The organism is Pseudomonas sp. FSL W5-0299 (assembly GCF_005930655.1).
GTDB lineage: Bacteria > Pseudomonadota > Gammaproteobacteria > Pseudomonadales > Pseudomonadaceae > Aquipseudomonas > Aquipseudomonas mandelii.
This window is the reverse complement of sequence record NZ_RXHX01000046.1, coordinates 14,866-40,356: the sequence shown is the minus strand read 5'-3', so window position 1 is coordinate 40,356 and position 25,491 is coordinate 14,866. Positions and strand designations below refer to the sequence as shown.

Genomic DNA, 25,491 nt, shown 5'->3' with positions numbered 1-25,491 from the left:
GAAATTGGTAGACACGCCAGCTTCAGGTGCTGGTGACCGCAAGGTCGTGGAAGTTCGAGTCTTCTTCTGGGCACCAATTCAAATTCAAGGTTTCGATCTTGGATTTCACAGAAACCCGCGAAAGCGGGTTTTTGCGTTTCTGGCATTCAAAAACTTCAAGCCATTACTCCTCCCTCGCCAAAGAGATCGCACCCCCTCTAGCAAAACCCTCTGCGCCCCGCAAGGCGCACTTGAGAAACAATATCGTTTATCATTGTTTCAAGTTTTTGCAATGCGACAGTGAGGAACCCTGCGAATGATGTTTCGAAATACCCTGCGCCGCGGCCTGACCTTCACCCTGCTCGGCCTGGCACTCGCCACTCCCCTCTCCCAGGCTGCTGATACAGTTTCCCTGACCCTCTACAACGGCCAACACAAGGAAGTCGGCGACGCCATCGCCAAAGCCTTCGAAGCCAAGACCGGCATTCACGTCAACGTGCGCAAAGGCAGCAGCAATCAGCTCGCCAGCCAGGTCGTCGAAGAAGGCGACCGCTCTCCCGCCGATGTGATCTACACAGAAGAATCGCCTCCGCTGAACAAACTCGGCGAACAGGGCCTGCTGGCCAAGACCGACGCAGCCACCCTCGCCGTTCTGCCGAAAGACTACGTCGCCGGTAATGGCACCTGGATCGGCATCACCGCCCGGGTCCGCGTGGTCGCTTTCAACCCGAAACTGATCGATGAAAAAGACCTGCCCAAGTCGGTGATGGAATTCTCCGATCCGAAATGGCAAGGCAAGGTCGGTTTCGTGCCTACCAGCGGCGCGTTCCAGGAACAGGCCGTGGCAATCATCAAAGTGCATGGCATGGACGCGGCCGAAGAATGGCTGACCGGCCTGCGCGCGTTCGGCAAGACTTACAGCAACAACATGGTTGCGCTGAAAGCGGTGGAAAACGGCGAAGTCGCCACCGTGCTGGTGAACAACTACTACTGGTTCGCCTTGCAACGGGAAAAAGGCCAGCTCGACTCGAAACTGCATTACTTCACCGGCGGCGACGTCGGCGGCTTGATCACTGTTTCCAGCGCCGCCGTGCTGAAATCCAGCAAGCATCCAAAAGAAGCCCAGCAATTTCTCGCCTACATGGCCAGCGAAGAAGGTCAGCGCGTGATCACCCAGACCACCGCCGAATACCCGCTGCACAAAGGCATGGAATCGGATCGCGGTCTCAAGCCGTTCAGCGAACTGGAGGCACCGAAAGTCACCCCGGCCGACCTCGGCAACGCCGAAGAAGCCCTGGACCTGGAACGTGACGTTGGCTTGAACTGATGAGCGCATCGTTATCCGCCCCCGCCTCGCGCGGGGGTTACGTGCCACGGCGCAAGCGGCCGTCGATCTGGCTGCTGCTGCCGGTTTTGCTGCTGGTGGTGCTCAGCCTTTTGCCGCTGGTGTATGTCGGGCTCAAGACCTGGCAGGCCGGCTGGGCCGAGGCGCTGCATTTGCTGTGGCGGCCTTATGTGTTCGGGCTGCTGCGCAATACGTTGGCGCTGATGATCGGCGTGACCGTCGCCTGCGGCGTGATCGGTTTGTCCCTTGCCTGGCTGCTGGAACGCAGCAATCTGCCGGGACGGCGAGTGTGGGGCGTTATCCTGTGCTTGCCGTTCGCCGTGCCGGCGTTCGTCAGCAGTTTTACCTGGGTATCCCTGAGCGCGCATTTCGAAGGCCTGGGCGGGGCGATCCTGGTGATGACCCTGTCCAAGTACCCGCTGATCTTTCTGCCCGTTGCAGCAACCCTGCGCAACCTCGATCCGTCCCTGGAAGAGTCAGCCCGCACGCTGGGACAGAATCGGTGGGGCGTGTTTTTCAGGATTACCCTCCCCCTGCTTTGGCCGTCCCTGCTTGCAGGTTCGCTGTTGATTGCCCTGCACATGCTGGTGGAGTTCGGCGCCCTGTCGATCATCGGCCTGCAAACCTTTACCACCGCGATTTATCAGCAGTTCGAACTGGAATTCAGCAACGCCAACGCGGCGATGCTGTCGGCGGTGCTTCTGGCGCTGTGCCTGGTGCTGTTGTGGCTTGAGTTGCGAGTACGCGGCAAAGGCCGGCACGTGCGCACCGGCCAGGGCGCAGCGCGGCAGGCGGAACAGGTTCGACTGGGGCCGTGGACGGTTGCCGGACAGGTTTACTGCCTGGCATTGGCAATCATCGGCAGTGGCATTCCGCTGGGGATGCTGGCGTACTGGCTGGCGGTAGGTTCGTCGGCAGCATTCCCGGTGGCAGCAATCAGCGAGGCGCTACTGTCGTCCCTGGCGCTGTCGCTGGGTGGCGCTGCACTGTGCCTGGTGCTGGCGGTGCCGGTGGGATTGCTGGTGGTGCGGCACAAAGGCCGGCTGGCGATCTGGGCCGAGCGCTTGCCCTATCTGCTGCACGCGCTGCCAGGCTTGGTGATTGCGCTGACGCTGGTGTATTTCGCCCTGCACTACGTGCCGGTGCTGTACCAGACTTCGGCACTGCTGCTGATCGCTTATGCGCTACTGTTTTTGCCATTGGCGCAGGCACCGATTCGCACGGCGCTGAACAAGGCCGCGCCGCAACTGGAAGAGGCGGCACGCACGCTGGGGGCATCGTCTTTCAGTGCGTTTTGCCGGGTGACACTGCCGATCATCTTTCCAGCACTGGGCGCAGCGTTTGCGCTGGTGTTTCTGGATGCGATGAAGGAGCTGACGGCGACGCTGCTGTTGAGTCCGACCGGGCTCAATACGCTGGCGACGGAGGTTTGGGCGCATACCGCGAACGTGGAGTTCGCGGCAGCGGCGCCTTATGCGGCGTTGTTGATTCTGGTGTCGGGGCTGCCGGTTTACCTGTTAACAACCCGGATGTATTTGAGCCGTTGAGATCGCCATCGCGAGCAGGCTCACTCCCACATTTGATCTGAGGTGGTCACAAATTCTGTGCCCACCCACAATCCCGTGGAAGCGAGCCTGCTCGCGATGACGTCAGCTCAAGCAATACAAGTCTTACGCCCTGAACTGCCCCAGGCTCGCCTTCAGCTGCGCCGCCAACCCATCCAGCACCTTGCCGCTGGCCGTGGTTTCCACCACCGCCTGAGCCGCTTTCTCAGCCTGCGCATGAATCGTCTCAACCCGACCCCGCACCGCCTGCGCACCTTGCGCCTGATGCGCCGCTGCCTGGGTCGCCAGACCAATCGCCGCATGCACCTGCTCGACCGATGCCTGCACCGATTGCTGCAACCGTGCGCTGTCACGCAATACCAGCAAACCTTCATTGGCCTGACGCCCGGCCTGGCCGATCGCTGCCACCGCTTCACGTGCACCTTGCTGCAAGGCCACGATGTGCGCCTGGATGTCGCCGGTGGAGCTTTGAGTCTTGCTCGCCAACGCCCGGACTTCGTCCGCCACCACCGCAAAGCCGCGACCGGTTTCGCCGGCACGCGCCGCTTCGATGGCGGCGTTCAGTGCCAGCAGGTTGGTTTGCTCGGCGATCCCGTGAATCACCGTCAGCACCACTTCAATCTGCTCGCTCTGCTGCGCCAGACGCTCGATGACTTTCGCCCCGGTATCGACCTGCCCGGCCAACGCCTCGATCAGGCTACCGACCTTCGCCGAAGTTCGAGTGTTCTCATCGGTGGCCGAACGAATATCCACCACTTGCTGCAACGCAGCCTGCATGGCGTTGCTTTCCGATTGGGCTTCATCGGCCATCTGCGACAACGCGCGCAGGCTCTCAGCCACTTCATCACGCTGCATGCCCGCCGCCGCATCAGCTCCGGCATTGCGCAGGGTCATGGCGCCGATTTCCACACCGGTACGCTGGGCCACATCGCCCGCTTCGCGCACGATCGGCTGCAACTTATCCACAAAGCGGTTGACCGCCGCGGCCATATCGCCGATCTCATCTTTGCTATTGATCTGCACGCGCTTGGTCAGGTCGCCCTCACCCGCCGCCAGGTCATCCATGGCGGCGATGAGCATTTTCAAGCGATTGACCACGCGACGGCCCAGCACCACCGCGAGCAACAGCAGCACACCGCAACCGACCAGCGCCAGAAACATCCCGATGCGCCAGCGTAACGTCGCCGCAGCTTCCTGCACGGTGCTGGTGGTGTTGGCTTTCATTTCAGAGGCCGTAGCCTGCGCAGACGTCAGACGCGCACGCATCGCCGTGGCGCTGTCGGCGGCCGCGCCTTTTAGGCTGTCGCCAACCAGTTGATCTCCGCTGGCGATCAGCGCCGCAAAACGTTTATCCAGGGCCGCCAGATCAGTTTCCACCGAGGCGGTCGAGACACCCATCAAGACCTTGCCGATTTCCACGCCGTTGGGGTTGATCGATGCTTCGAGGTAGTAGACCGATGGATCGTTCTTCGCCGCGTCCAGCACTTTGTCCAGCGCACGCTCGCCCTGGCCTTTCTCCAGCAGCGCCTTGTTGATCGGGTTTTCGCGGTTGAGGTAGCGCGTCAGGTGCTGACCCGTCGCGTCGTCATACACCACGAACAACACGTTGGGATTGCGCTGGGCCCGGCGGGCAAATTCGGACAGGGTTGGAACGTCGCTGTCCCACATGGCACGCGGAGCGACCGAGGCCAGCAGTTGCGCCATGTCGTTGGCCGAATCCTTGAGATCCTTTTCCAACGTTGCACGCAATTGCACCTGCTCGTCTTTCAATCGCGTAGACAAGCCGGCAGTGAGTCGCTGACGGGTGCTGGTAGAGAGGTTGTCCAGGCTCGACGTGACTTCACGCCCCGCCTGCTCAAGCTCTCCAGACAGTTTTTGGCTGTCGACACCCAGACGCACACCAAGATCAGCCTCAAGCGCAGTCACCGTGCTCCGAGTCAGAGCAACAGCCACCAGCACCTGCACCAAAAGGGCGATACCAAGGGTAACGAACACAGGCCGCAACAAACGGCTTTGTAACAATGAGAGAACGGCCGACACTTGGAATCCCTCTGCTTTGGCGCCATTAAATTGATGGCGCACTGGAAGCGATGCTTTTATTCAACATCACAGCAAAGGTCATGCCGTCCGGCAGGTATAAACGACAAAGGGCCCAATCAAGGGCCCTTTGCTTTCTACATCAACAACTTATTAAGCGAACGGGTGACGCAAAACGATGGTTTCGTTGCGGTCCGGGCCCGTCGAAATAATGTCAATCGGCGCACCGACCAACTCTTCGACGCGCTTGATGTAGTTGCGAGCAGCTTGCGGCAGCTCTTCCAGCGTCTTGGCACCGACGGTGGATTCGGTCCAGCCTGGCATCTCTTCGTACACCGGCTCCAGGCCGATGTAGCTGTCGGCGTCAGTCGGCGCGTCGATCACTGCACCATCCTGGTTCTTGTAGCCAACACAGATGTTGATGGTTTCCAGACCGTCCAGCACGTCCAGCTTGGTCAGGCACAGGCCCGAGATGCTGTTGACGTCGATAGCGCGACGAAGGATGACGGCATCGAACCAGCCGCAACGACGGGCACGGCCGGTGGTAGCGCCGAACTCGTGGCCACGCTTGGCCAGGAATGCACCCACGTCGTCGAACAGCTCAGTCGGAAACGGACCCGAACCCACGCGGGTGGTGTACGCCTTGGTGATGCCCAGGATGTAATCCAGGTACATCGGACCAAAACCCGAACCGGTAGCGATGCCGCCCGCGGTGGTGTTGGAGCTGGTGACGTACGGGTAGGTACCGTGGTCGATGTCCAGCAGGGAGCCTTGGGCGCCTTCGAACATGATGTCTTTGCCAGCGCGACGCAACTCGTGCAGCTCGGCGGTGACGTCGAGCATCATCGGCTTCAGCAGCTCGGCGTATTCCATGCACTCGTCGAGTGTTTTCTGGAAGTCGATCGCAGGCTCTTTGTAGTAATTGACCAGGACGAAGTTGTGGTAATCCAGCAACTCACCCAGCTTGGCGGCGAAACGCTCACGGTGGAACAGGTCACCGATGCGCAGACCGCGACGTGCAACCTTGTCTTCATAAGCCGGGCCGATGCCGCGACCGGTGGTACCGATCTTCAGCTCGCCACGGGCCTTTTCACGGGCCTGGTCCAGCGCGACGTGGTAGGACAGGATCAGCGGGCAGGACGGGCTGATACGCAGGCGCTCACGCACCGGTACGCCTTTCTCTTCCAGCTTGATGATTTCCCGCAGCAGAGCGTCGGGTGCAACCACCACGCCGTTGCCGATCAGGCACTGCACGCCTTCGCGCAACACGCCCGACGGAATCAGGTGCAAGACGGTTTTTTCGCCGTCGATCACCAGGGTGTGACCCGCGTTGTGGCCACCCTGGTAGCGCACTACGGCGGCAGCATGTTCGGTCAGCAGATCAACGATCTTGCCTTTGCCCTCATCACCCCATTGGGTGCCCAGGACTACGACATTCTTACCCATAACACTTGTCCTCATTCGCGCAAACTTGGTGCCGGCCGCAGCCGACAGGAAAACTCAAGAAGCCAGTGGCGATACTTGCCAAAGCCCGTTCTGCTGAATCAATTGCCGGTCGCAGTCCGCTTCACGGGCGGCGGCCAAAGGTTGTCCAGGCAACGCCTGAACGACACGCTGACCCTCACTGCGCAACTGACAAACCTGCTGCCAGAGTGCCGCATCCGTACTGTCAGGCATCCAGATACCGCCAGACGGTAGCTTGATCTCAGCACGCCCCAGGGTCACCAGGGTTTTCAAATCGGTGGAGAAGCCGGTTGCCGGACGAGCGCGACCGAAGTCGGCGCCGATGTCGTCGTAACGACCGCCCTGGGCAATGGACTGGCCAACACCCGGTACGAACACCGCGAACACCACACCGGTGTGGTAGTGGTAGCCGCGCAACTCGCCCAGGTCGAAATAAAGCGGTAACTCCGGGAAACGCGTGGACAGACGCTCGGCAATCGCCAGCAAATCGTCCAGCGCCGCCAGAACCGGCGCTGGCGCATGCGCCAGACGCTCGCGAGCAGCGCTCAATACTTCACGGCCGCCACACAGATCGACCAACGCGCGCAACATGCCCGACAGATCGGCAGGCAAGCCTTCGGTCAAGGTAATGACCTCGTCGATGGCCTTGCGTTGCAACGCATCGAACAACTGCTGCTCAACTTCGCCAGACAGACCGGCCGCACGGGCCAGGCCGCGGTAGATGCCGACATGACCGAGGTCCATGTGCACATCCGGCACGTCGGCCAGTTGCAGCATGGCCAGCATCAGGCTGATGACTTCCACGTCGCTGCTCGGGCTGGCATCGCCATACAACTCGGCGCCCAGCTGGATCGGGCTGCGTGAGGACGACAGGGCGCGCGGCTGGGCATGCAGCACGCTGCCGGCATAGCACAGGCGGCTCGGGCCTTCACGGCGCAGGGTGTGCGCATCGATGCGCGCCACTTGCGGCGTGATGTCGGCACGGAAACCCATCTGCCGGCCCGATTGCGGGTCGATGACCTTGAAGGTCCGCAGATCGAGGTCCGAGCCCGCGCCGGTCAGCAGGGATTCCAGGTACTCGATATGGGGAGTCACGACAAACTCGTAACCCCAGCTCTGGAACAGATCCAACACCTGACGACGCGCGACTTCAATGCGCGCCGCCTCTGGTGGCAGTACTTCTTCGATGCCATCTGGCAGCAGCCAGCGGTCTACCGTTGCCATTACGCCATTCCCCTATGATCCGGGCGGCCAGCCGTTGGGCGAGCCTTGAGTGAAGCAGAAAATGGTCGGCTCATGTGCAAACCACGCGCATAAACAACGTGGCGAAAAGCCTGAAACCGGCTTCGCCAACCACTTTCCTCGAAAAACCTGTCGAGTCATTCAACTCGGGCGCCCGCTAAAAACAGCAATCAAACGTGCAGACGCAAAAAAGCCGGGAATTTCCCGGCTGCCGCATCATACACACGTTTTCCCAAAGGATCACCCCGCCCGAAGCTTTAGCCGCCAGGCGGGGGATGATTCAGGTCAACGTCGTATCAAGGCTTGGCTTTTTCCAGGTAACGGAAGAAGTCGCTGCTTGGGTCCAGGACCATGACGTCGGATTTGTTCGCGAAGCTTTCACGGTAGGCGCGCAGGCTACGGTAAAAACCGTAGAACTCCTGATCCTGGCCGTAGGCCTTGGAGTAGATCGCAGCGGCCTGGGCATCACCATCACCGCGAACCTCTTCAGATTCACGATAGGCTTCAGCCAGCAGCACGCGGCGTTGACGATCGGCGTCGGCACGGATGCCTTCTGCCAGCTCGTTACCCTTGGCGCGGTGCTCGCGAGCTTCACGCTCACGCTCGGAGCTCATACGCTCGAACACACTGCGGTTCACTTCTTTCGGCAGATCGATGGCCTTGACCCGGACATCGACAACTTCGATGCCCAGCTCTTTTTCCGCCATCTTGTTCAGTGAGGCAGTGATGTCGGACATAAGCGCATCACGCTCACCGGACACCACTTCGTGCAGCGTGCGCTTACCGAACTGGTCACGCAGGCCCGATTCCAGACGACGGGAAAGACGCTCATCGGCAATCTGCTTGAGGCCAGAAGTCGCGGTGTAGAAGCGCTCGGCATCTTTCACGCGCCACTTGGCGTAGGCATCGACCATCACGGCTTTCTTTTCCAGCGTCAGGAAGCGTTGCGTCGGTGCATCCAGCGTCATCAGGCGTGCGTCGAATTTGCGCACCTGGTTAACGTAAGGCACTTTCACATGCAGGCCCGGCTGAACATCGGCCTGGACCACCCGACCGAACTGCAGCAGCACCGCACGCTCGGTCTGAGCCACGATGTAGAAGCAGTTCCAGGCAGCGATGGCCACGACGACGCCGACAATAAGGGCGATCAGCGATTTATTGCTCATCAGCGACTCTCCCTGGTACGTGCTTGCTGTTGCTGCAGATCAGCTGCCGCACGCGCATTCGCTTCATTGCTGGTGGCTGCCGCACCGGTCACCGGAGTGCTGGTGTTGCGACCACTTTCGACCATCTTGTCCAGCGGCAAGTACAGCAGATTGCTCTGGCCATTCTTGTTGCCGGTCACGAGGACCTTGCTGGTATTGGTGAAGACTTCCTGCATGGTGTCCAGGTACAGACGCTCGCGGGTGACTTCAGGGGCCTTGCGGTACTCGCCCACCAGTTTGGTGAAGCGATCAGCCTCACCCTTGGCGCGCGAGACAGTTTCGTCACGGTAGCCGTTGGCATCTTCGAGGATACGCTGGGCCTGACCACGGGCTTCCGGCACGACGCCGTTGGCGTAGGTTTCAGCCTGGTTGCGCGAACGCTGCTCGTCTTCACGGGCACGGATCACGTCATCGAAGGCTTCCTGTACTTCGCGCGGTGCCGCTGCGCTCTGTACGTTCACCTGAGTGATGGTGATACCGGTGCGATAGGTATCCATGAAGCGTTGCAGACGCTCCTTGATTTCGCTGGCCATCAACTCACGACCTTCGGTCAGCACCTGGTCCATCGCGGTGGAACCCACCACATGGCGCAAGGCACTTTCGGTCGCGTGCTGCAGGCTGATTTCCGGCGCATCGACGTTCAGCACGAAGTCCTGCAGGTTGCTGATCTTGTACTGCACGGTCAGCGGCACTTCGACGATGTTCTCGTCTTCAGTGAGCATTTGACCCTGCTTGGTATAGGCACGCTCACGCGTGACGTTTTCCAGGTACTTGCGATCGATCGGCGGGAAGTAGATGTTCAGGCCCGGGCCGACGGTTTCGTAGTACTTGCCGAAGCGCAGCACCACGGCTTGCTCCTGCTCGTCGACTACGTAGACCGCGCTGTACAGCCATACGGCCGCCAACACGACCAGGCCGATGCCGAGCAGGCCGCCGAAGCCGCCACTCTTGCCCGAACCACCGCCGTCATCACCGCGTTTCTTACCACCACCGAACAACCCGTTCAGGCTTTCCTGCAGCTTTCGGAAGGCCTCGTCGAGATCCGGTGGTCCCTTGCGGTCGCCGTTATTGCGGCGCTTGCCACCCCAAGGATCCTGATTATTCGAGTTGCCACCCGGCTCATTCCAAGCCATAGCGCTCTCCATCTGATAAAGCAAAGACGCACCCACGGCGCGCCGACCAATGCTACAGAATGCCTGTCACCGCGGCACAACCGCTTTTTCAGGCTTTTATTGCAAAGTGTGTTGTTCGATGAATTCCATCGGTTGCAGACCTTCGCGACTCACCAGTCGATTCAACTCAACCCGTGGCAAGCGAACGGCCAGCAGGCTGATGCCTTCTTCGTCGTGTTCTTCTTTCTGCACCGCACCGAGTTCGAAAAACTGCGCACGCAGTCGAGCAAAACGTTGCGGCAAGCGCAAGGTGCCAACAAACAAATCACCGCCCAGCAACTCGGCAATGGCTTGCTCAAGCAATTCCAGACCACTGCCATCACGCGCCGACAGCCAGACCCGTTGGGGCTTGCCATTTTCGTCGCGCTGGATTTGTGGCTCAACGCCTTCAAGCAAATCGAGTTTGTTATAGACCTCGAGGATCGGCAAGTCCTGGGCACCGATCTCGCCCAGCACCACCATCACCTGCTCGATCTGCAACATGCGATCCGGTTCGGCCGCATCGATCACGTGCAACAGCAGGTCTGAGTTGCTCGACTCTTCGAGCGTAGACCGAAATGCCTCAACCAGTTTGTGAGGCAAGTGGCGTATGAAACCCACCGTATCGGCCAGGACAATCGGCCCCAGGTCGTCGAGCTCCAGACGGCGCAAGGTCGGGTCCAGCGTGGCAAACAACTGGTCAGCCGCGTACACGTCGGATTTCGTCACGTTATTGAAGAGCGTGGATTTGCCGGCGTTGGTATAGCCCACAAGGGACACGGTAGGAATATCCGCACGCGAACGGCCGCGTCGCGACTGCTCGCGCTGACTGCGCACTTTTTCCAGTCGGCCCTTGATCTGTCGCAGGCGTACCCGCAGCAAACGGCGGTCGGTTTCCAGCTGGGTTTCACCCGGGCCACGCATGCCGATACCGCCACCTTGACGCTCAAGGTGAGTCCAGCCACGAACCAGCCGGGTGCTCATGTGGTCAAGCTGGGCCAGTTCTACCTGGAGCTTGCCTTCATGGGTACGGGCGCGCTGGGCGAAAATATCGAGAATCAGACCCGTGCGGTCGATCACGCGACACTCGAAAACACGTTCGAGGTTACGTTCCTGACTGGGCGTGAGGATGTGATTGAAGATCACCAGATCTGCCTTCTCGGCATGGACCAGGTCGCGAAGTTCCTCGACCTTGCCGCTGCCAATCAGGAATTTGGCGGTTGGCCGATGACGCGGCACGTTAAAAAACGCAACGGTCTCGGCGCCAGCCGAATTAGCCAACTCCTGAAACTCCTGCGGATCTTCGCGCGCCTCAGGGTCCTGTCCATCCAAGTGAACGAGGATCACTCGCTCACCACCACCGTGGCGCTCAAAGAACAAAGGAGACTCCTATCAGGCGTTACCTGGCTCAGCGTCACCTGCTTCGGATTCGGTTGCGCTAGGCAGACGAATTGGACGAACCGGCACCACTGTAGAGATAGCGTGTTTGTAAACCATCTGGCTGACGGTGTTTTTCAGCAGGATAACGAACTGGTCGAAAGACTCGATCGTGCCTTGCAGTTTGATCCCGTTCACCAGGTAGATGGACACCCCAACTTTCTCTTTACGTAAAGTATTCAAGTAAGGGTCTTGTAGCGAATGCCCTTTTGACATGTGCCGCACTCCTTTAAGGATTCAATATAAAAAATAGGTAAACAGATGGCTTGTGGCCGTCACACCCCCAAGGATAGACGGCAATTGCAAGGACTCAGCTCAATATGGAGATGGTCCCCAGGTATTTCAAGGCGCGCGGCAGATTGTCGCAATCCAGGCTGTCCAACCAGTGTAAATCAGCCCAGCTGCGCAGCCAGGTGAACTGACGCTTTGCCAATTGGCGCGTGGCAATGATTCCACGCTCCTGCATCTCGGCTTGGGTCAGCTTGCCATCCAGGTAGTCCCAGACTTGTCGGTAGCCTACCGCACGTATAGACGGCAACCCGGAATGCAGGTCACTTCGCTTACGCAGGGCTACGACCTCGTCAATGAATCCCTGTTCCAACATAACTGTGAATCTTTGTTTAATTCGCTCGTGCAGTACCTGGCGATTTGCCGGAGCAATGGCCAAGTTCGCGACAGTATAGGGCAATTGTTGCAGTCCCGAAGCGGCTGCTTCAGTACTTTGCGCACTTTGTCTCAGCCGCAGCTCGGTCATGCTCTGACCGCTGACGCGATAAACTTCCAGCGCTCGACTGAGTCGCTGCGGATCGTTCGGATGAATTCGCGCCGCCGAAACCGGATCTACGAGCGCCAATTGTTCGTGCAGGGCTTGCCAGCCAAGGCGTGCAGCCTCTTCTTCGATCTGCGCACGAACCTCGGGATCCGCCGCCGGCATTTCTGCCAGTCCTTCGACCAAAGCCTTGTAGTAGAGCATCGTGCCGCCTACAAGCAGCGGAATTTTGCCTCGCGAAGTGATCTCGGCCATCGCCTCCAGCGCATCACGGCGAAAATCCGCCGCCGAATAGCTCTCGGCCGGGTCAAGAATATCGATCAAACGGTGCGGAAACTCGGCCAGAATCTCTTTCGAAGGCTTGGCGGTGCCGATGTCCATGCCGCGGTAGACCAGCGCCGAATCGACACTGATCAGCTCGCAAGGCAGCACTTTGGTGAGCTCGATGGCCAGATCAGTCTTGCCCGCTGCGGTCGGGCCCATCAGGAAAATCGCAGGTGGGAGCTGGCTCATCAACGACCGCGCAAGAACAGTTTGTCCAGATCGTCCAGGCCCAATTGGGTCCAGGTCGGTCGGCCATGGTTGCATTGACCGCTGCGCTCGGTGTTTTCCATGTCCCGCAGCAGACCGTTCATTTCCGGCAGCGCCAGACGCCGGTTTGCCCGAATAGCGCCGTGGCAGGCCATGGTGCCAAGCAGTTCGTTGAGGTGCGCCTGGATACGGTCGCTGGTGCCGTATTCCATCAGATCGGCCAACACATCACTCACCAATCGATTCGCTTCAGCTTGCTTGAGCAAGGCCGGAATCTGCCGGATCGCCAGTGTTTCCGGGCCGAGTCGCTGCAACTCGAAGCCCAGACGCTGGAACCACGCGACGTTTTCTTCGGCGCAATCGCCTTCGCGCTCGCTAACCGCCAACGATTCCGGCACCAACAGCGGCTGGCCGCTCAGGCCTTCGCTGGCCATCGCGATTTTCAGTCGCTCGTACATGATCCGTTCGTGGGCGGCGTGCATGTCCACCAGCACTAGGCCTTGGGCGTTTTCCGAGAGAATGTAGATACCCTTGAGCTGCGCCAATGCGTAGCCCAATGGAGGAATATCATCCTGACCGGCCGGGAGCGCGACGGCATTTGCCTCTGGCAAAGGTGCAAAAAACTCCCGGTACGCCGCCTGGGCTTCAGCCGCTGGCACGCCGGACTGAGGACGCGGCGTGTATTGATACTGATAACCGGCGCCAGCGCCTGAGCCTGCCGTCGTATTGAACGACGGCTGCGCCTGAGGTTGCTCCAGCAGGGCATTGGCCGCCAGGCGCATTTCGCCCTGGGGACCGAATTCACCGGCGTCTATGCCGGTCGGTCGAACGATCGCCGTCGCCACCGGTGCAGCCAGATGATCATCCGGTCGCACATCGCCCAAGGCGCGGTGCAAGGTGCCGTAGAGAAAGTCGTGGACCATACGCCCGTCACGGAAGCGCACTTCGTGTTTGGTCGGGTGCACGTTGACGTCGACACCGGCCGGATCGACCTCGAAAAACAGCACGAACGTCGGGTGCCGACCATTGAACAGCACGTCGCGATACGCCTGGCGTACCGCGTGGGCCACCAGTTTGTCGCGCACGGCACGGCCGTTCACAAAAAAATACTGCAAGTCCGCCTGGCTGCGGTTGAACGTCGGCAACCCGACCCAACCCCACAAATGCAGACCATTGCGTTCGATTTCGATCGGCAGCGCCTGTTCCAGGAAACCTGAACCGCAAATCGCTGCCACTCGCCGCGCACGGGCCGCGTCGTCATGGGCTTCGTGCAGGCTGAGGATGGTTTTGCCGTTGTGACGCAAATGAAACGCCACGTCGAAACGCGCCAGCGCCAGACGCTTGATCACTTCTTGCAGGTGATCGAATTCGGTTTTTTCAGTCTTGAGGAATTTGCGCCGCGCCGGGGTGTTGAAGAACAGGTCGCGCACTTCAACCGAGGTGCCCACCGGGTGAGCCGCGGGTTGAACCCGGGGGGCCATGTCCCGGCCTTCGGTCTCGACCTGCCAGGCCTGGTCGGCATCCTTGGTCCGGGACGTCAGGGTCAGACGCGCCACGGAGCTGATCGAGGCGAGGGCTTCACCGCGAAACCCGAGACTCATGACCTGCTCGAGGTCTTCCAGGTTGCGAATCTTGCTGGTGGCGTGTCGCGCCAGGGCCAGCGGCAGGTCATCGGCCGAAATGCCGCTGCCGTCATCGCGCACCCGCAACAGCTTGACGCCACCCTGCTCCACATCGACGTCGATGCGTTTGGCGCCGGAGTCGAGGCTGTTCTCCAGCAACTCCTTGATCACCGAGGCCGGGCGTTCAACCACCTCACCGGCGGCAATCTGGTTCGCCAGTCGCGGGCTGAGCAGCTCGATGCGAGCCGCATGGGTCAACACCTGATTCATTCTTTGGACGCCAGTTCTGTGCCGGGAATGGTCAGGGTCTGACCGATTTTCAGCTCGTCGCTTTTCAGGTTATTGGCGCTGCGTAATGTGGCCGGAGACACTTGGTAACGCACGGCAATCATCGCCAGCGTCTCACCCGGGTTTACCCGGTGGTCACGTGGGCCTTGAGCGATCTTGCCGGAATCACGCAGCCAGGCGATGTAGGTGCCCGGCGGCGGGTTCTGCTGGAAAAACTGGCGCACGCCACTGCTGATCGAACGCGCCAGCGCCTGCTGGTGGTTCGCGGCAGCCAGTTTGGACGCTTCGTTGGCGTTGGAGATGAACCCGGTTTCGACCAGGATCGACGGGATGTCCGGCGACTTCAACACCATGAACCCGGCCTGCTCCACGCGCTGTTTGTGCAGCGGCGTGACGCGACCGATGTTGCTCAAGACTTTTTGGCCAACGTTCAGGCTGGACGTCAGGGAAGCCGTCATCGACAGATCGAGGAGCACGCCCGCGAGCATGCGGTCCTTGTCGTCGAGGCTGACGTTGCCGGCACCGCCGATCAAGTCGGAACGGTTTTCGCTATCGGCCAGCCAACGGGCCGTCTCCGAGGTGGCGCCGCGATCAGACAGGGCAAACACCGACGCACCGAACGCCGCAGCCGAAGGGGCGGCATCGGCGTGGATCGACACGAACAGGTCGGCGCCTTTCTTGCGGGCGATTTCGGTACGGCCGCGCAATGGAATGAAGTAGTCGCCGGTACGGGTCAGTTCGGCGCGGAAGCCTTTCATGCCGTTGACCTGGCGTTGCAATTCGCGGGCGATGGCCAGCACCACGTCTTTTTCACGCTGACCGCGAGACCCCGAGGCACCCGGGTCTTCGCCGCCGTGGCCGGCGTCGATCACCACGATGATGTCGCGTTTGCCGGCAGGCGCAGGCGGCAGCTTCACCGGAGGCTCTACCGGCGTGACCGGCACCGGTGCCACCGTCGCGACATTGGTCGGCGCCGGTATTGGCGCGGCATCGGCGGCGTTATCGAACAGGTCGACCACCAGTCGATTGCCGTACTGGGCGTTTGGCGCCAGGGTGAAGCTTTTTGGCGTAACAGCTTTTTTCAGATCGATGACCACCCGCAAATCGGTCGGCGTGCGTTGGGCCGAGCGCATGGCGGTAATCGGAGTGTTCGAGGTGTTGACGTTCAGCGGCGAGCCAAGGGAGGCGCCATTGATGTCGATCACCAGCCGATCCGGGGTGGTCAGGGTGAAAACGCTGTGTTGCACCGGCCCGGTCAGGTCGAACACCAACCGTGTGTTATCCGGCGCCCGCCACAGGCGAACGCTGTTGACCTTAGTCTCGGCCACAGCGTCGACGGTCACCGCCAAAAACAACATCCCTACGGCAGCTACCATCGCGCGAAAGCGCATACCTGACCCCATCATTTAATTGGATTCCAATGCCAAAGCGGCACACCACGACTCGCCGCGCGAGCCCTGGGACAAAATTTTCAGCGAACGCCCGCTGTCTTGCGGGCTAATGGTAATGGTCAGGTCGGGCTTTGGCAAAAAGCCTGCACCCTTCTGGGGCCATTCGATCAGGCACAGCGCGTCGTCTTCGAAGTAGTCGCGGATACCGAGGTACTCCAGTTCTTCCGGATCAACCAGTCGATAGAGGTCGAAATGGAAGGCCCGGATGTCGCCGATTTCGTAAGGCTCGACCAGGGTGAACGTCGGACTTTTTACCGCCCCCACATGCCCCAGGCCACGGATAATGCCCCGTGACAGCGTGGTTTTCCCCGCCCCCAGATCGCCTTCCAGAAAAATCAGACCGTGCCCTTGGGTGGTTTGTGCGATGCGTGCGCCAAATGCGGTCATCGCCTCTTCATCGGCCAGGTACAGGGTTACTTCAGACACGGTGCTTGCTCCTCCAACAACTGACGAATGGCTGGGATCAGATCACTGGCCGCCAGCCCGCGGCCCGATTTACCTTGTTGCTCGCCGGCATTGGCGTGCAGCCAGACCGCCAGACAAGCAGCGTTGAACGCGTCCATGCCTTGGGCCAGCAACGCGCCGACCAGACCGGCCAGCACATCACCCAAACCCGCGGTGGCCATGGCCGGATGCCCTTGATGAGACAACGCCAGGCGCCCGTCGGGGCTGGCGATCAGACTGCCGGCGCCTTTAAGAATCACAACAGCTGTATATTTTTTGCTCAATGCATGAGCTGCCGCCGGGCGATCAGCCTGGACTTCGGCGGTGCTGATCCCCAGCAACCGCGCCGCTTCACCTGGATGCGGCGTGATCACGCAGTCCTTGGGCAAGCTCACATGGTTTGAAGCCAGCAAATTCAACGCATCGGCATCCCAGACTTGCGGCAACGGCGCGTTGGCCGCCGCCGACAAAAGACTGCGCCCCCAGGCAGCCTGACCCAGGCCCGGGCCGACCACCAACACGGAAACCTTTTGCAGCAGTTCCATCAGTTGATTGGCCGAGGAAGTGCCCAACACCATCGCTTCAGGAATTCTCGCCAACGCTGCTGGCACATGTTCACTGCGTGTGGCCACGGACACCATGCCCGCACCACTGCGCAATGCGCTCTGCGCGCTCAGTAGAATGGCACCGCCGAAGCCACGATCACCGCCGATCAGCAAGACGTGACCGAATTTGCCTTTATGGGCGGTTGGCGCGCGGCCTGCCAGACGCGGCAAATTACCGGCTGTCAGGCGCCGTGCATCAATGTCGACCCCGTTAAACGACTCGGCGCTGGCTTGCAGATCGTTGAACACCAGCTCGCCGACCACATCCGCCGCGTCACCCGTGAACAATCCCACCTTCAAGGCAATGTAGGTCACGGTCAGATCAGCTCGGACAGCCGTGCCCAATATGCGCCCCGTATCGGCGCACAAACCCGAAGGGATATCCACCGCCGCCACCGGCAGTCCACTGGCGTTGATTGCGGTGATCGCGCTGGCGAAGGGCTCTCGCACTTCGCCGGTCAAACCGGTACCGAGCAAGGCGTCGAGCACAATTCCACGCAATTCCGACTGCGCAGTGAAGGCTTGAACCGCAATGCCCTCGGACACCGCCTCGGCATGGGCCAGCGCCGCGTCCCCCTGCAAACGCTGGGGATCGCCAGCCGCCAAGACCCGGACATGCCAACCGGCACGTCGCGCCAGCACCGCCACCAGATAACCGTCACCGGCGTTATTACCGCGACCGGCCACGACGGTCAATTCATTCGCCGACGGCCACTGACGGACGAGTCCACGCCAGGTCGCTCGCGCTGCACGCTGCATCAATTCGAAGCCCGGCGTGCCGGCCGCGATCAGATTCGCATCGAGGGCTCGCACGTGCGCGGCGCTGTACAGCGCGTCGGGTAAATCATCTTTAGTGTGCGGCATGCGTCTTCGGGCTCCGATGTCTGGCAGAATTATACGCACCTCAGCTCCGGTTTCTCTCGCCTCATGCCCGCTATTACTACAGACCTGCCCGCCCTCGCCCAATCCATCAAGGACTGGGGCCGCGAGCTGGGCTTTCAGCAAGTCGGCATCAGCGGCCTCGACCTGGCCGAGCATGAGCAGCACCTGGAGCAATGGCTGGCGGCCGGCTACCACGGCGAAATGGATTACATGGGCGCCCACGGCAGCAAACGCTCGCATCCCGAAGAGCTTGTCCCAGGTACGTTGCGCGTAGTTTCCCTGCGCATGGACTACCTGCCCGGCGATACCCAAATGGCGCAATTGCTGGCCCAACCGGAAAAAGCCTACGTATCGCGTTATGCCTTGGGCCGCGATTACCACAAATTGATCCGTAAACGTGTGCAACAACTGGCAGAAAAAATTCAGGCGGTCATCGGGCCGTTCGGCTACCGCGCCTTCGTCGACAGCGCGCCGGTGCTGGAAAAGGCCATTGCAGAAAAGGCCGGCCTGGGCTGGATCGGCAAAAACACCCTGGTGTTGAATCGCAAGGCCGGCAGTTACTTCTTCCTCAGCGAACTCTTTGTCGATCTGCCGCTGCCAGTCGATCCACCGCACAGCACCGAACATTGCGGACGCTGCACTGCGTGCCTGGACATTTGCCCGACCAACGCCTTCGTCGGCCCCTATGTGCTGGACGCCCGGCGCTGCATTTCTTACCTGACCATCGAACTGAAAAGCGCGATCCCCGAAGATTTGCGCCCGTTGATCGGCAACCGGGTGTTCGGTTGCGATGACTGCCAGATCGTCTGCCCGTGGAACCGCTTCGCCCGCCCGTCCGGCGAAAGCGACTTCAAGCCACGGCATAACCTGGACAACGCCGAACTGGCCGAACTGTTCATGTGGGATGAGGACAGGTTCCTCAGCAGCACCGAAGGTTCACCATTGCGCCGTGCCGGTTACGAGCGTTGGTTGCGTAACCTCGCCGTCGGGCTAGGGAACGCACCCTCGAGCATTCCGGTGCTGGAAGCATTGAAAGCGCGGCGCGACTATCCGTCGGAACTGGTGCGGGAACACGTCGAGTGGGCGCTGAAACAACACGCCGAGCGTCAGGCTTCGTCGTTATAAACGAATTTCGGCATTTCCCAGTGGAAACGAATCGCCAGCAACCGCAACAGGAAACCGCCAAACAACGTGATCAAAATCGCCTGTTCGCCGGGTAATTGCAGGTAGATGCACAGCATGTAGCACCACGCCGCAGCGAACGAGACGCTGGCGTAGAGTTCGCGGCGGAAGATCAGCGGGATGTCGTTGCAGAAGATGTCGCGCAGGATGCCGCCGAACACCCCGGTGATCACGCCGCTGACCGAGGCCACCAGCATGCCGTGACCCATTTCCAGGGCGGTCATGCAGCCGATCAGGGTGAATGCCACCAGCCCCACGGCGTCGAGCACCAGAAACAGTGAGCGCAAGTGACGCATCCAGCGCGCAGCGAAAACCGTGAACATGGCTGCAATCGATGTCAGCACCAGGTATTCCGGGTGTTTAACCCACGTCAGCGGGTAGTGACCGAGCAGCACGTCGCGCACCGAACCGCCGCCCAACGCCGTAATGCAGGCGATCAGCACCACACCAAACCAGTCCATGCCGCGACGACCAGCGGACAGGGCACCGGTCATGGCTTCGGCGGTGATGGCGATCAGGTAGAGCATCAGCAGCATGGTGGCGGTCCTTGCAGAAAGGCGCGCAGTCTAGCCATTTAGTCCCGGCACCAAAAGAGGGCAAGAGAACGCATTACACGCAACCTGTGGCGAGGGAGCTCGCTCCCGCTGGAGCGCGAAGCGCTCCCCGGCATTCTTCCAGTCACACCGCATTTGCAGGTTTTACGACTGCTTCGCAGCCGAGCGGGAGCAAGCTCCCTCGCCACAAAGGCCCGACACCCTTCAGAACTTGATGAAATGCTTGCGGTAGTGCTGCAACTCGGCGATGGATTCGCGGATGTCGTCCAGGGCCAGGTGGGTGCTGCCTTTCTTGAAGCTGTCGCGCACGTCCGGTGCCCAGCGTGCGGCCAGCTCTTTCAGGGTCGATACGTCGAGGTTGCGGTAGTGGAAGTAGCTTTCCAGGGATTTCATGTGGGTATAAAGGAAGCGACGGTCCTGGCAGATGCTGTTGCCACAGATCGGCGACTTGCCCTTTGGCACCCATTTCTCCAGGAAGGCAATGGTCTCGGCTTCGGCTTCGGCCATGCTGATGCGGCTGTCGCGCACCCGTTGGGTCAGGCCCGAGCCGCCGTGTTGACGGGTGTTCCACTCGTCCATGCCGGCGAGGATCTCGTCGCTGTGGTGAATGGCGATCACCGGCCCTTCGGCCAAGGTGTTCAGGTCACTGTCGGTGACAATGGTCGCCATTTCGATGATGACGTCGGTATCAGGGTTCAGACCGGTCATTTCCAGGTCGATCCAGATCAGATTCTGCGGGTTTTGCATGTGTCGGCTCCTAGGCAATGCTGCGCAGTTTAGCCTAGGGCGGCGCCCGGGCGTGCTAAACTCGCGGCCGTTTTACCTAATCGCTGCATTCTTGATACGGAACACCCATGGCCAAACGCCAACTCAATCGTCGTCAAAACTGGCGCATCGAAAAGATCCAAGGTGAACGCGCTGCCCGCGCCGCCAAACGCGAGTCCTCGGCTGTCGAGGCACTTGAGGGCGGCGACCTGGGTCCGGAACAGACGGGCCTGGTGATCGCGCACTTCGGTGTGCAGGTCGAAGTCGAAGCCCTTGAGGGCGAACTGGCCGGCGAAGTGTTCCGCTGCCATTTGCGCGCCAACCTCCCAGCGCTGGTGACCGGTGATCAGGTGGTCTGGCGTGCCGGCAACCAAGGCATCGGGGTAATCGTGGCGCAGCTGCCGCGTAAAACCGAACTTTGCCGTCCGGACAGCCGTGGTCAGCTCAAGCCCGTTGCAGCCAACGTCGATATGATCGTCATCGTCTTCGCCCCGCTGCCCGAGCCGCACGCGAACCTGATCGACCGTTACCTGGTCGCTGCTGAGCACGCCGGGATTCGTCCGCTGCTGCTGCTCAACAAGTTCGACCTGATCGACGAGCAGAACGCCCCGGCGCTGAATGCCTTGCTGGCGGTTTACCGCACGCTGGGTTACCCGGTGCTGGAGGTCTCGGCGCACCACGGCAACGGCATGGAACAGCTGCAAAAACAGCTGGACGGACGCATCAGCGTATTCGTCGGCCAGTCCGGCGTCGGCAAGTCCTCGCTGGTCAACAGCCTGCTGCCGGAAGTCGAAGCCCGTGTCGGCCCGCTGTCCGAGCTGTCCGGCCAGGGCACCCACACCACCACGACCGCGCGGTTGTTCCACTTCCCCGGTGGCGGTGAGTTGATCGACTCCCCGGGTATCCGCGAATTCGGTCTGGGCCACGTCAGCCGTGCCGACGTCGAAGCCGGTTTCATCGAGTTCAACGACTTGATCGGCACCTGCCGCTTCCGCGACTGCAAGCACGACCGCGAGCCGGGTTGCGCCTTGCTCAAAGCTCTCGAAGAAGGCCGCGTGCAGCAGCAGCGGATGAACAGCTATCGCTCGATCATCGCCAGCCTGCCCGAAACCAGTTATTAAGTAGCCGTGATCATGTTCGTGATGCCACGAACATGATCCATGGGCGGCCGTTACCGCAGAAATGGATATGTACACCGCCCTCCCCCCGTCGCCTGACACAAAGCCTTCGCGAGCAGGCTCGCTCCCACAGGGACCATGTCCACGCTAAAAATGCAGTGACGTCCAAACCCGTGAAAGCCGCACAAAAAAGCCGACATTTCTGTCGGCTTGATTGTTATGGGTCACTGCTTCGGCGGCTCCACCGGTTTCGGTGCCGGGTCTTCGAAGATATTCAATCGCTCACGAAGCTCATGGGCCGGCAGCGGTTGTTTATCCGCCGGCAATGCGTTCGGATCGATCGGCGTGGCCGGCACTTCGCCCGGACCTCCCTGCCCCTGCGTTGGCGCAGGTGCCGGTTCAGCGCCTTGCGAACCTTCGATGGCGCGTTGGGCCTTTTTGGTCAGCACCACGATGTCGATCCGGCGATTGACCGGGTTGAACGGGTTCTCGCGATCGAACAGCGCCGACGAGGCATAACCGACCACCCGCGCCACTTGCTGATCCGGATAGCTGCCGGCGACCAGGGCACGGCGGGCGGCGTTGGCACGGTTGGCTGAGAGTTCCCAATTACCAAAATCACCGGTGCCCGAGTACGGCTTGGCATCGGTATGGCCGCTGATGCTGATCTTGTTCGGCACCGCTTTGATGGTGTCGGCCATGGCCAGCAGGATGTCTTCGAAATACGGTTTAAGACGCGCTGAGCCTGAGTCGAACATAGGCCGGTTTTCCGCGTCCATGATCTGGATGCGCAAGCCGTCCTGTGTGATTTCGAACAGGATCTGGTCCTTGAATTTTTGCAGCTGCGGGTTTTCATCAACCTTGTTCTGCAATTCTTGCAGCAACAGTTCCAGGCGTTCCTTCTCCACCTGTTCGGCCATGCCTTCGACCTGGTCGGTGTCGACGGTGACTCGGTCCGGCTGCGGCTGAGACTTCACCTCAGGGTTGAGGGTGTTCTCCGGTGCCAGGGTCGGGGAGCCGCCCAGATCGATGATGTATGGCGTGCCGCTTTCGGAAAAACCGACCGGGTCCTTGAAGTAACCGGCGATGGCAATCTTCTGTTCCGGCGTGGCGGTGGACAGCAACCACAGCACCAGGAAGAACGCCATCATCGCCGTCGCGAAGTCAGCGAAGGCGATTTTCCAGGAGCCCCCGTGATGTCCGGCCGCGTATTTTTTTACGCGTTTGATGATTATCGGCTGGTTGTTTTCCATGACTTAGCGACCGCGAACCGCTTGTTCCAGCTCAGCGAAGCTAGGACGGTGCGCCGGGTACAAAACCTTGCGGCCGAATTCCACTGCCAGCGATGGCGGCATGCCGGAAGCCGAAGCAACCAGCGAAGCCTTGATGGCTTCGTAGACGTTCAGCTCTTCCTTGGCTTCGTGGGCCAGGGCATGGGCCAGCGGGCCGAAGAAGCCGTAGGCGGCGAGAATACCGAAGAAAGTACCTACCAGTGCCGCACCCACGTGTAAGCCGATCATTTTCTGATCGCTTTCACCCAGGGAGGCCATGGTCACCACGATACCCAATACGGCCGCGACAATACCGAAGCCAGGCATGGCGTCGGCGATGCCGTTCACGGCGTGGGACGGGTGATCGAGGTCTTCCTTAAGGCTGGTCAGTTCCATGTCGAACAGACCTTCGAGCTCATGGGGCGCCATGTTGCCGGAGGACATGATGCGCAGGTAATCGCAGATGTAGGCGGTCATGCGGTCATCTTTCAGAACCGCAGGGTACTTGGCGAAGATCGGGCTCGCGGCGGCGTCTTCGATGTCGCCTTCGATCGCCATCATGCCTTCGCGGCGGCTCTTGTTGAGGATCTCGTAGATCAGGCCCAGCACTTCCAGATAGAACGTGTGGTTGAAGCGCGAGCTGAACATTCCCAAGGCTTTCTTGAGAACGAGTTTGAACATGTGACCTGGGTTGGCCTGCAGGAATGCACCGAGGGCCGCACCACCGATAATCAACACCTCGAAAGGTTGAATCAGGGCGGCAATCTTGCCGTGGGAAAGCACGTATCCGCCGAGCACGCTCGCGAATACGACGATGATGCCGATTATTTTAGCCATAGGTAGGAGAGCACTTACTGAGTCGGGTTCAAGGTCATATTCGGAAGTTAAAAAATCTCTTCTTCTACTTATCGGCAAAACTGCGCCAGACTATAGCCAGTTCAAGCGAAAAGCTAATTTAGCCCTCTCTGGGCATAGGTAATGCAGACGATGATCACGTCCAACCATGGCTAACGAAACGAACACCCCGATCCCAAAACCAACCACTCTTGAAGGCTGGGTCAAGCTTCTCGATGGCGTGCGTCTGCCGGTTCCGCAAGACAGTCACGACCGTGTCTGCAAGGCCCTCGCCGACAACCGCAGCTCGATTCGCGACATCGCCGAATTGTTGCAGGACAGCCCGGCCCTGGCCTTGAGCGTGATTCGTGAAGCCAATCGTCATACCCACGGCAGCATGACCGACCCGGCGGAAAACCTTGAGGTGGCGATCAATCGTCTCGGGTTGAAACGCACCGAGGAATTGCTCGCCCGGTTGCCTGCCGAACCGCAATCACAGATCCCGGTGGCGTTGCGTCAGCTGCAGATGATCAGCCAGCACGCGACCCAACAGGCCAACGGTTTTTTTGCCGCTCGCCTGGCGCGGCTCTGGCAGGACATCCACTGGGGCAGCCTGCTATTTCTCTCGCCGCTCTGGCCGATGGCGCTGACTCATCCGCAGTTGCTCGAAGAATGGGAACTGCGGGTCATTCATAAAGGCGAGTCAGCGCGCAAAGTCGAAAAGGACCTGTTCGGCGTTCGCCTGCTGGACATCTGCCAGGCGCTGGTGGACATCTGGCGCCTGCCAATCTGGGTGCAGCAAGGTTATCGCCTGCTGCTCAACGAGCAGCGCGAACTGGTCAAAGTCCTGCGCATTGCCCGGGACAGCGAGCATCCCTTGCGCCAGCAAAATCGCCTCGATGACGATCCGACCTTGCGTCGCTGGCTCAACCAACCGGCCAATACCGTGTTGCTGGCCAATGGGCTGGCACTGTCGGCGCAACAGGCCTGGGACAGCCCGCACAGCGAGCGCTGGCAATACCTGACCAGCCTTTACCTGCAAATGCCGATGAGCGACGTGCAGCAGCAACTGCATCAACAAGCCGTGAACAGCGCACACCAGCACGCCATGCCGGACATTTGGCACCCCGCCGTAGCGTTGATCTGGCCCTCGGGCGTGAACCGCGTTCACGCCGGGTTGCTGCCGGCACCAGCGCCGACCACCGAAAACCTGACGGCATGGCGTAAACAATGTGCTGAACTGCTGGTTGAGCCGAGCCGCTTCACCAATGCGATGCACTTGACCACGTCGGCCCGGGACGCACTGGTCGCATGCGGTATGCGTCGAGTGATGATATTGATGGCTGACCGCACCCACGCCAATTTGCGTGCGCATCAAACGGCCGGGCTGGCGAAGGAAGCGGCGGGGCTAAACCTGGTCGTGAGTCAGAGCACTGTGCTGCAACGGTTGCTCTCACAACAGGCCCAGGTGCGATTGACCCCGGCCAACAACGCCCAGTTCTCGGCGCTGCTACCCGCCAGCCTGCGTGCGCAGTTTCGCGGCGAACACCTGCTGCTGCGCTCGCTGGTCAACAATGGTCGGGTGATCATGGTCGTTGTGGCGGATCAGGGCGGCGGGCCGTTCTCGGAAATCACCGTGCAAGCCTTCGGCAAAACCGCGCAGTGCATTGAAAAGGCACTCCATAGCTTTAGCCAGCGCGGTCAATGAATGCTGCGCTACAATCCTCCCTTTTGTGCTCTGGAGACCTCA

22 protein-coding genes are annotated in these 25,491 nt (G+C 60.4%); 6 read left to right on the top strand and 16 right to left on the bottom strand.

The window, feature by feature from the left end; all coding sequences use genetic code 11:
• The 3 genes from FHL16_RS34590 to FHL16_RS30750 form a co-directional block, all read left to right on the top strand.
• A partial coding sequence (locus FHL16_RS34590) for a hypothetical protein (RefSeq protein WP_218191868.1) occupies window positions 1-283 on the top strand: 283 nt, incomplete at its 5' end.
• Window positions 284-295: 12 nt separating this feature from the next.
• Window positions 296-1,306, top strand: a complete 1,011-nt coding sequence (locus FHL16_RS30755) for an iron ABC transporter substrate-binding protein (RefSeq protein ID WP_077750243.1) — start codon at window positions 296-298, stop codon at window positions 1,304-1,306.
• On the top strand, window positions 1,306-2,871 hold the full coding sequence (locus tag FHL16_RS30750; RefSeq protein ID WP_077750242.1) for an ABC transporter permease: 1,566 nt from the start codon (window positions 1,306-1,308) through the stop codon (window positions 2,869-2,871). Before FHL16_RS30755 ends, FHL16_RS30750 begins: the two co-directional genes overlap by 1 nt.
• A gap of 123 nt (window positions 2,872-2,994) precedes the next feature.
• Here FHL16_RS30750 and FHL16_RS30745 read toward each other — a convergent pair whose 3' ends face one another.
• The 12 genes from FHL16_RS30745 to FHL16_RS30690 all read right to left on the bottom strand — a co-directional run bounded on the left by FHL16_RS30745 (window position 2,995) and on the right by FHL16_RS30690 (window position 17,999).
• Window positions 2,995-4,929, bottom strand: coding sequence for a methyl-accepting chemotaxis protein (locus tag FHL16_RS30745; protein ID WP_077750241.1), 1,935 nt, complete (start codon window positions 4,927-4,929; stop codon window positions 2,995-2,997).
• Between the two features lie 150 nt (window positions 4,930-5,079).
• A complete protein-coding gene (locus FHL16_RS30740; RefSeq protein WP_010464193.1) occupies window positions 5,080-6,372 on the bottom strand; it encodes an adenylosuccinate synthase in 1,293 nt (430 codons plus the stop codon).
• 54 nt (window positions 6,373-6,426) lie between these two features.
• Window positions 6,427-7,614 (bottom strand): ATP phosphoribosyltransferase regulatory subunit, encoded by a 1,188-nt coding sequence (locus FHL16_RS30735; RefSeq protein WP_010464194.1) that lies wholly within the window; start codon window positions 7,612-7,614, stop codon window positions 6,427-6,429.
• A 314-nt stretch (window positions 7,615-7,928) separates the two neighbouring features.
• Window positions 7,929-8,798, bottom strand: a complete 870-nt coding sequence (gene hflC, locus FHL16_RS30730; protein ID WP_010464195.1) for a protease modulator HflC — start codon at window positions 8,796-8,798, stop codon at window positions 7,929-7,931.
• Window positions 8,798-9,970, bottom strand: a complete 1,173-nt coding sequence (hflK, locus tag FHL16_RS30725) for an FtsH protease activity modulator HflK (protein ID WP_077750240.1) — start codon at window positions 9,968-9,970, stop codon at window positions 8,798-8,800. Before hflK ends, hflC begins: the two co-directional genes overlap by 1 nt.
• 96 nt (window positions 9,971-10,066) lie before the next feature.
• Window positions 10,067-11,368: a ribosome rescue GTPase HflX gene (gene hflX / locus FHL16_RS30720; RefSeq protein WP_010464197.1), complete on the bottom strand. Its 1,302-nt coding sequence runs from the start codon at window positions 11,366-11,368 to the stop codon at window positions 10,067-10,069.
• Between the two features lie 12 nt (window positions 11,369-11,380).
• The gene (hfq, locus tag FHL16_RS30715; RefSeq protein ID WP_007902656.1) at window positions 11,381-11,641 is read right to left on the bottom strand and encodes an RNA chaperone Hfq; all 261 of its coding nucleotides are present in this window, start codon (window positions 11,639-11,641) and stop codon (window positions 11,381-11,383) included.
• Window positions 11,642-11,735: 94 nt separating this feature from the next.
• Window positions 11,736-12,707 (bottom strand): tRNA (adenosine(37)-N6)-dimethylallyltransferase MiaA, encoded by a 972-nt coding sequence (miaA, locus tag FHL16_RS30710; RefSeq protein WP_010464198.1) that lies wholly within the window; start codon window positions 12,705-12,707, stop codon window positions 11,736-11,738.
• The gene (gene mutL / locus FHL16_RS30705) at window positions 12,707-14,605 is read right to left on the bottom strand and encodes a DNA mismatch repair endonuclease MutL (RefSeq protein ID WP_010464199.1); all 1,899 of its coding nucleotides are present in this window, start codon (window positions 14,603-14,605) and stop codon (window positions 12,707-12,709) included. Before mutL ends, miaA begins: the two co-directional genes overlap by 1 nt.
• A gap of 8 nt (window positions 14,606-14,613) precedes the next feature.
• Window positions 14,614-15,993, bottom strand: coding sequence for an N-acetylmuramoyl-L-alanine amidase (locus FHL16_RS30700; RefSeq protein ID WP_371917169.1), 1,380 nt, complete (start codon window positions 15,991-15,993; stop codon window positions 14,614-14,616).
• 48 nt (window positions 15,994-16,041) lie between these two features.
• Complete coding sequence (tsaE, locus tag FHL16_RS30695; RefSeq protein WP_077750238.1) at window positions 16,042-16,512, bottom strand: tRNA (adenosine(37)-N6)-threonylcarbamoyltransferase complex ATPase subunit type 1 TsaE; 471 nt, start codon at window positions 16,510-16,512, stop codon at window positions 16,042-16,044.
• Complete coding sequence (locus FHL16_RS30690; RefSeq protein ID WP_077750237.1) at window positions 16,500-17,999, bottom strand: bifunctional ADP-dependent NAD(P)H-hydrate dehydratase/NAD(P)H-hydrate epimerase; 1,500 nt, start codon at window positions 17,997-17,999, stop codon at window positions 16,500-16,502. The genes tsaE and FHL16_RS30690 overlap by 13 nt, the downstream gene beginning before the upstream one ends.
• Before the next feature lie 63 nt (window positions 18,000-18,062).
• Between FHL16_RS30690 and queG the strand changes: the two genes are divergently transcribed.
• A complete protein-coding gene (gene queG / locus FHL16_RS30685) occupies window positions 18,063-19,142 on the top strand; it encodes a tRNA epoxyqueuosine(34) reductase QueG (RefSeq protein WP_077750236.1) in 1,080 nt (359 codons plus the stop codon).
• Here the strand turns inward: queG and FHL16_RS30680 are convergent.
• Complete coding sequence (locus FHL16_RS30680; protein WP_007945604.1) at window positions 19,124-19,735, bottom strand: trimeric intracellular cation channel family protein; 612 nt, start codon at window positions 19,733-19,735, stop codon at window positions 19,124-19,126. The genes queG and FHL16_RS30680 overlap by 19 nt on opposite strands.
• Before the next feature lie 222 nt (window positions 19,736-19,957).
• Window positions 19,958-20,500 (bottom strand): oligoribonuclease, encoded by a 543-nt coding sequence (gene orn, locus FHL16_RS30670; protein ID WP_007995036.1) that lies wholly within the window; start codon window positions 20,498-20,500, stop codon window positions 19,958-19,960.
• A 107-nt stretch (window positions 20,501-20,607) separates the two neighbouring features.
• Here orn and rsgA point away from each other — a divergent pair, with 107 nt between their 5' ends.
• Window positions 20,608-21,639, top strand: coding sequence for a small ribosomal subunit biogenesis GTPase RsgA (gene rsgA, locus FHL16_RS30665; RefSeq protein ID WP_010464204.1), 1,032 nt, complete (start codon window positions 20,608-20,610; stop codon window positions 21,637-21,639).
• 221 nt (window positions 21,640-21,860) lie between these two features.
• On the opposite strand, the gene motB is transcribed toward rsgA, so the two are convergent.
• Entirely contained in the window at window positions 21,861-22,889 is a 1,029-nt protein-coding gene (gene motB, locus FHL16_RS30660) for a flagellar motor protein MotB (RefSeq protein WP_077750235.1), read from the bottom strand.
• A gap of 3 nt (window positions 22,890-22,892) precedes the next feature.
• Window positions 22,893-23,744 (bottom strand): flagellar motor stator protein MotA, encoded by an 852-nt coding sequence (motA, locus tag FHL16_RS30655; RefSeq protein WP_077750234.1) that lies wholly within the window; start codon window positions 23,742-23,744, stop codon window positions 22,893-22,895.
• A gap of 166 nt (window positions 23,745-23,910) precedes the next feature.
• Between motA and FHL16_RS30650 the strand changes: the two genes are divergently transcribed.
• On the top strand, window positions 23,911-25,449 hold the full coding sequence (locus FHL16_RS30650) for an HDOD domain-containing protein (RefSeq protein ID WP_077750233.1): 1,539 nt from the start codon (window positions 23,911-23,913) through the stop codon (window positions 25,447-25,449).
• The last annotated feature ends 42 nt before the right edge of the window (window positions 25,450-25,491 follow it).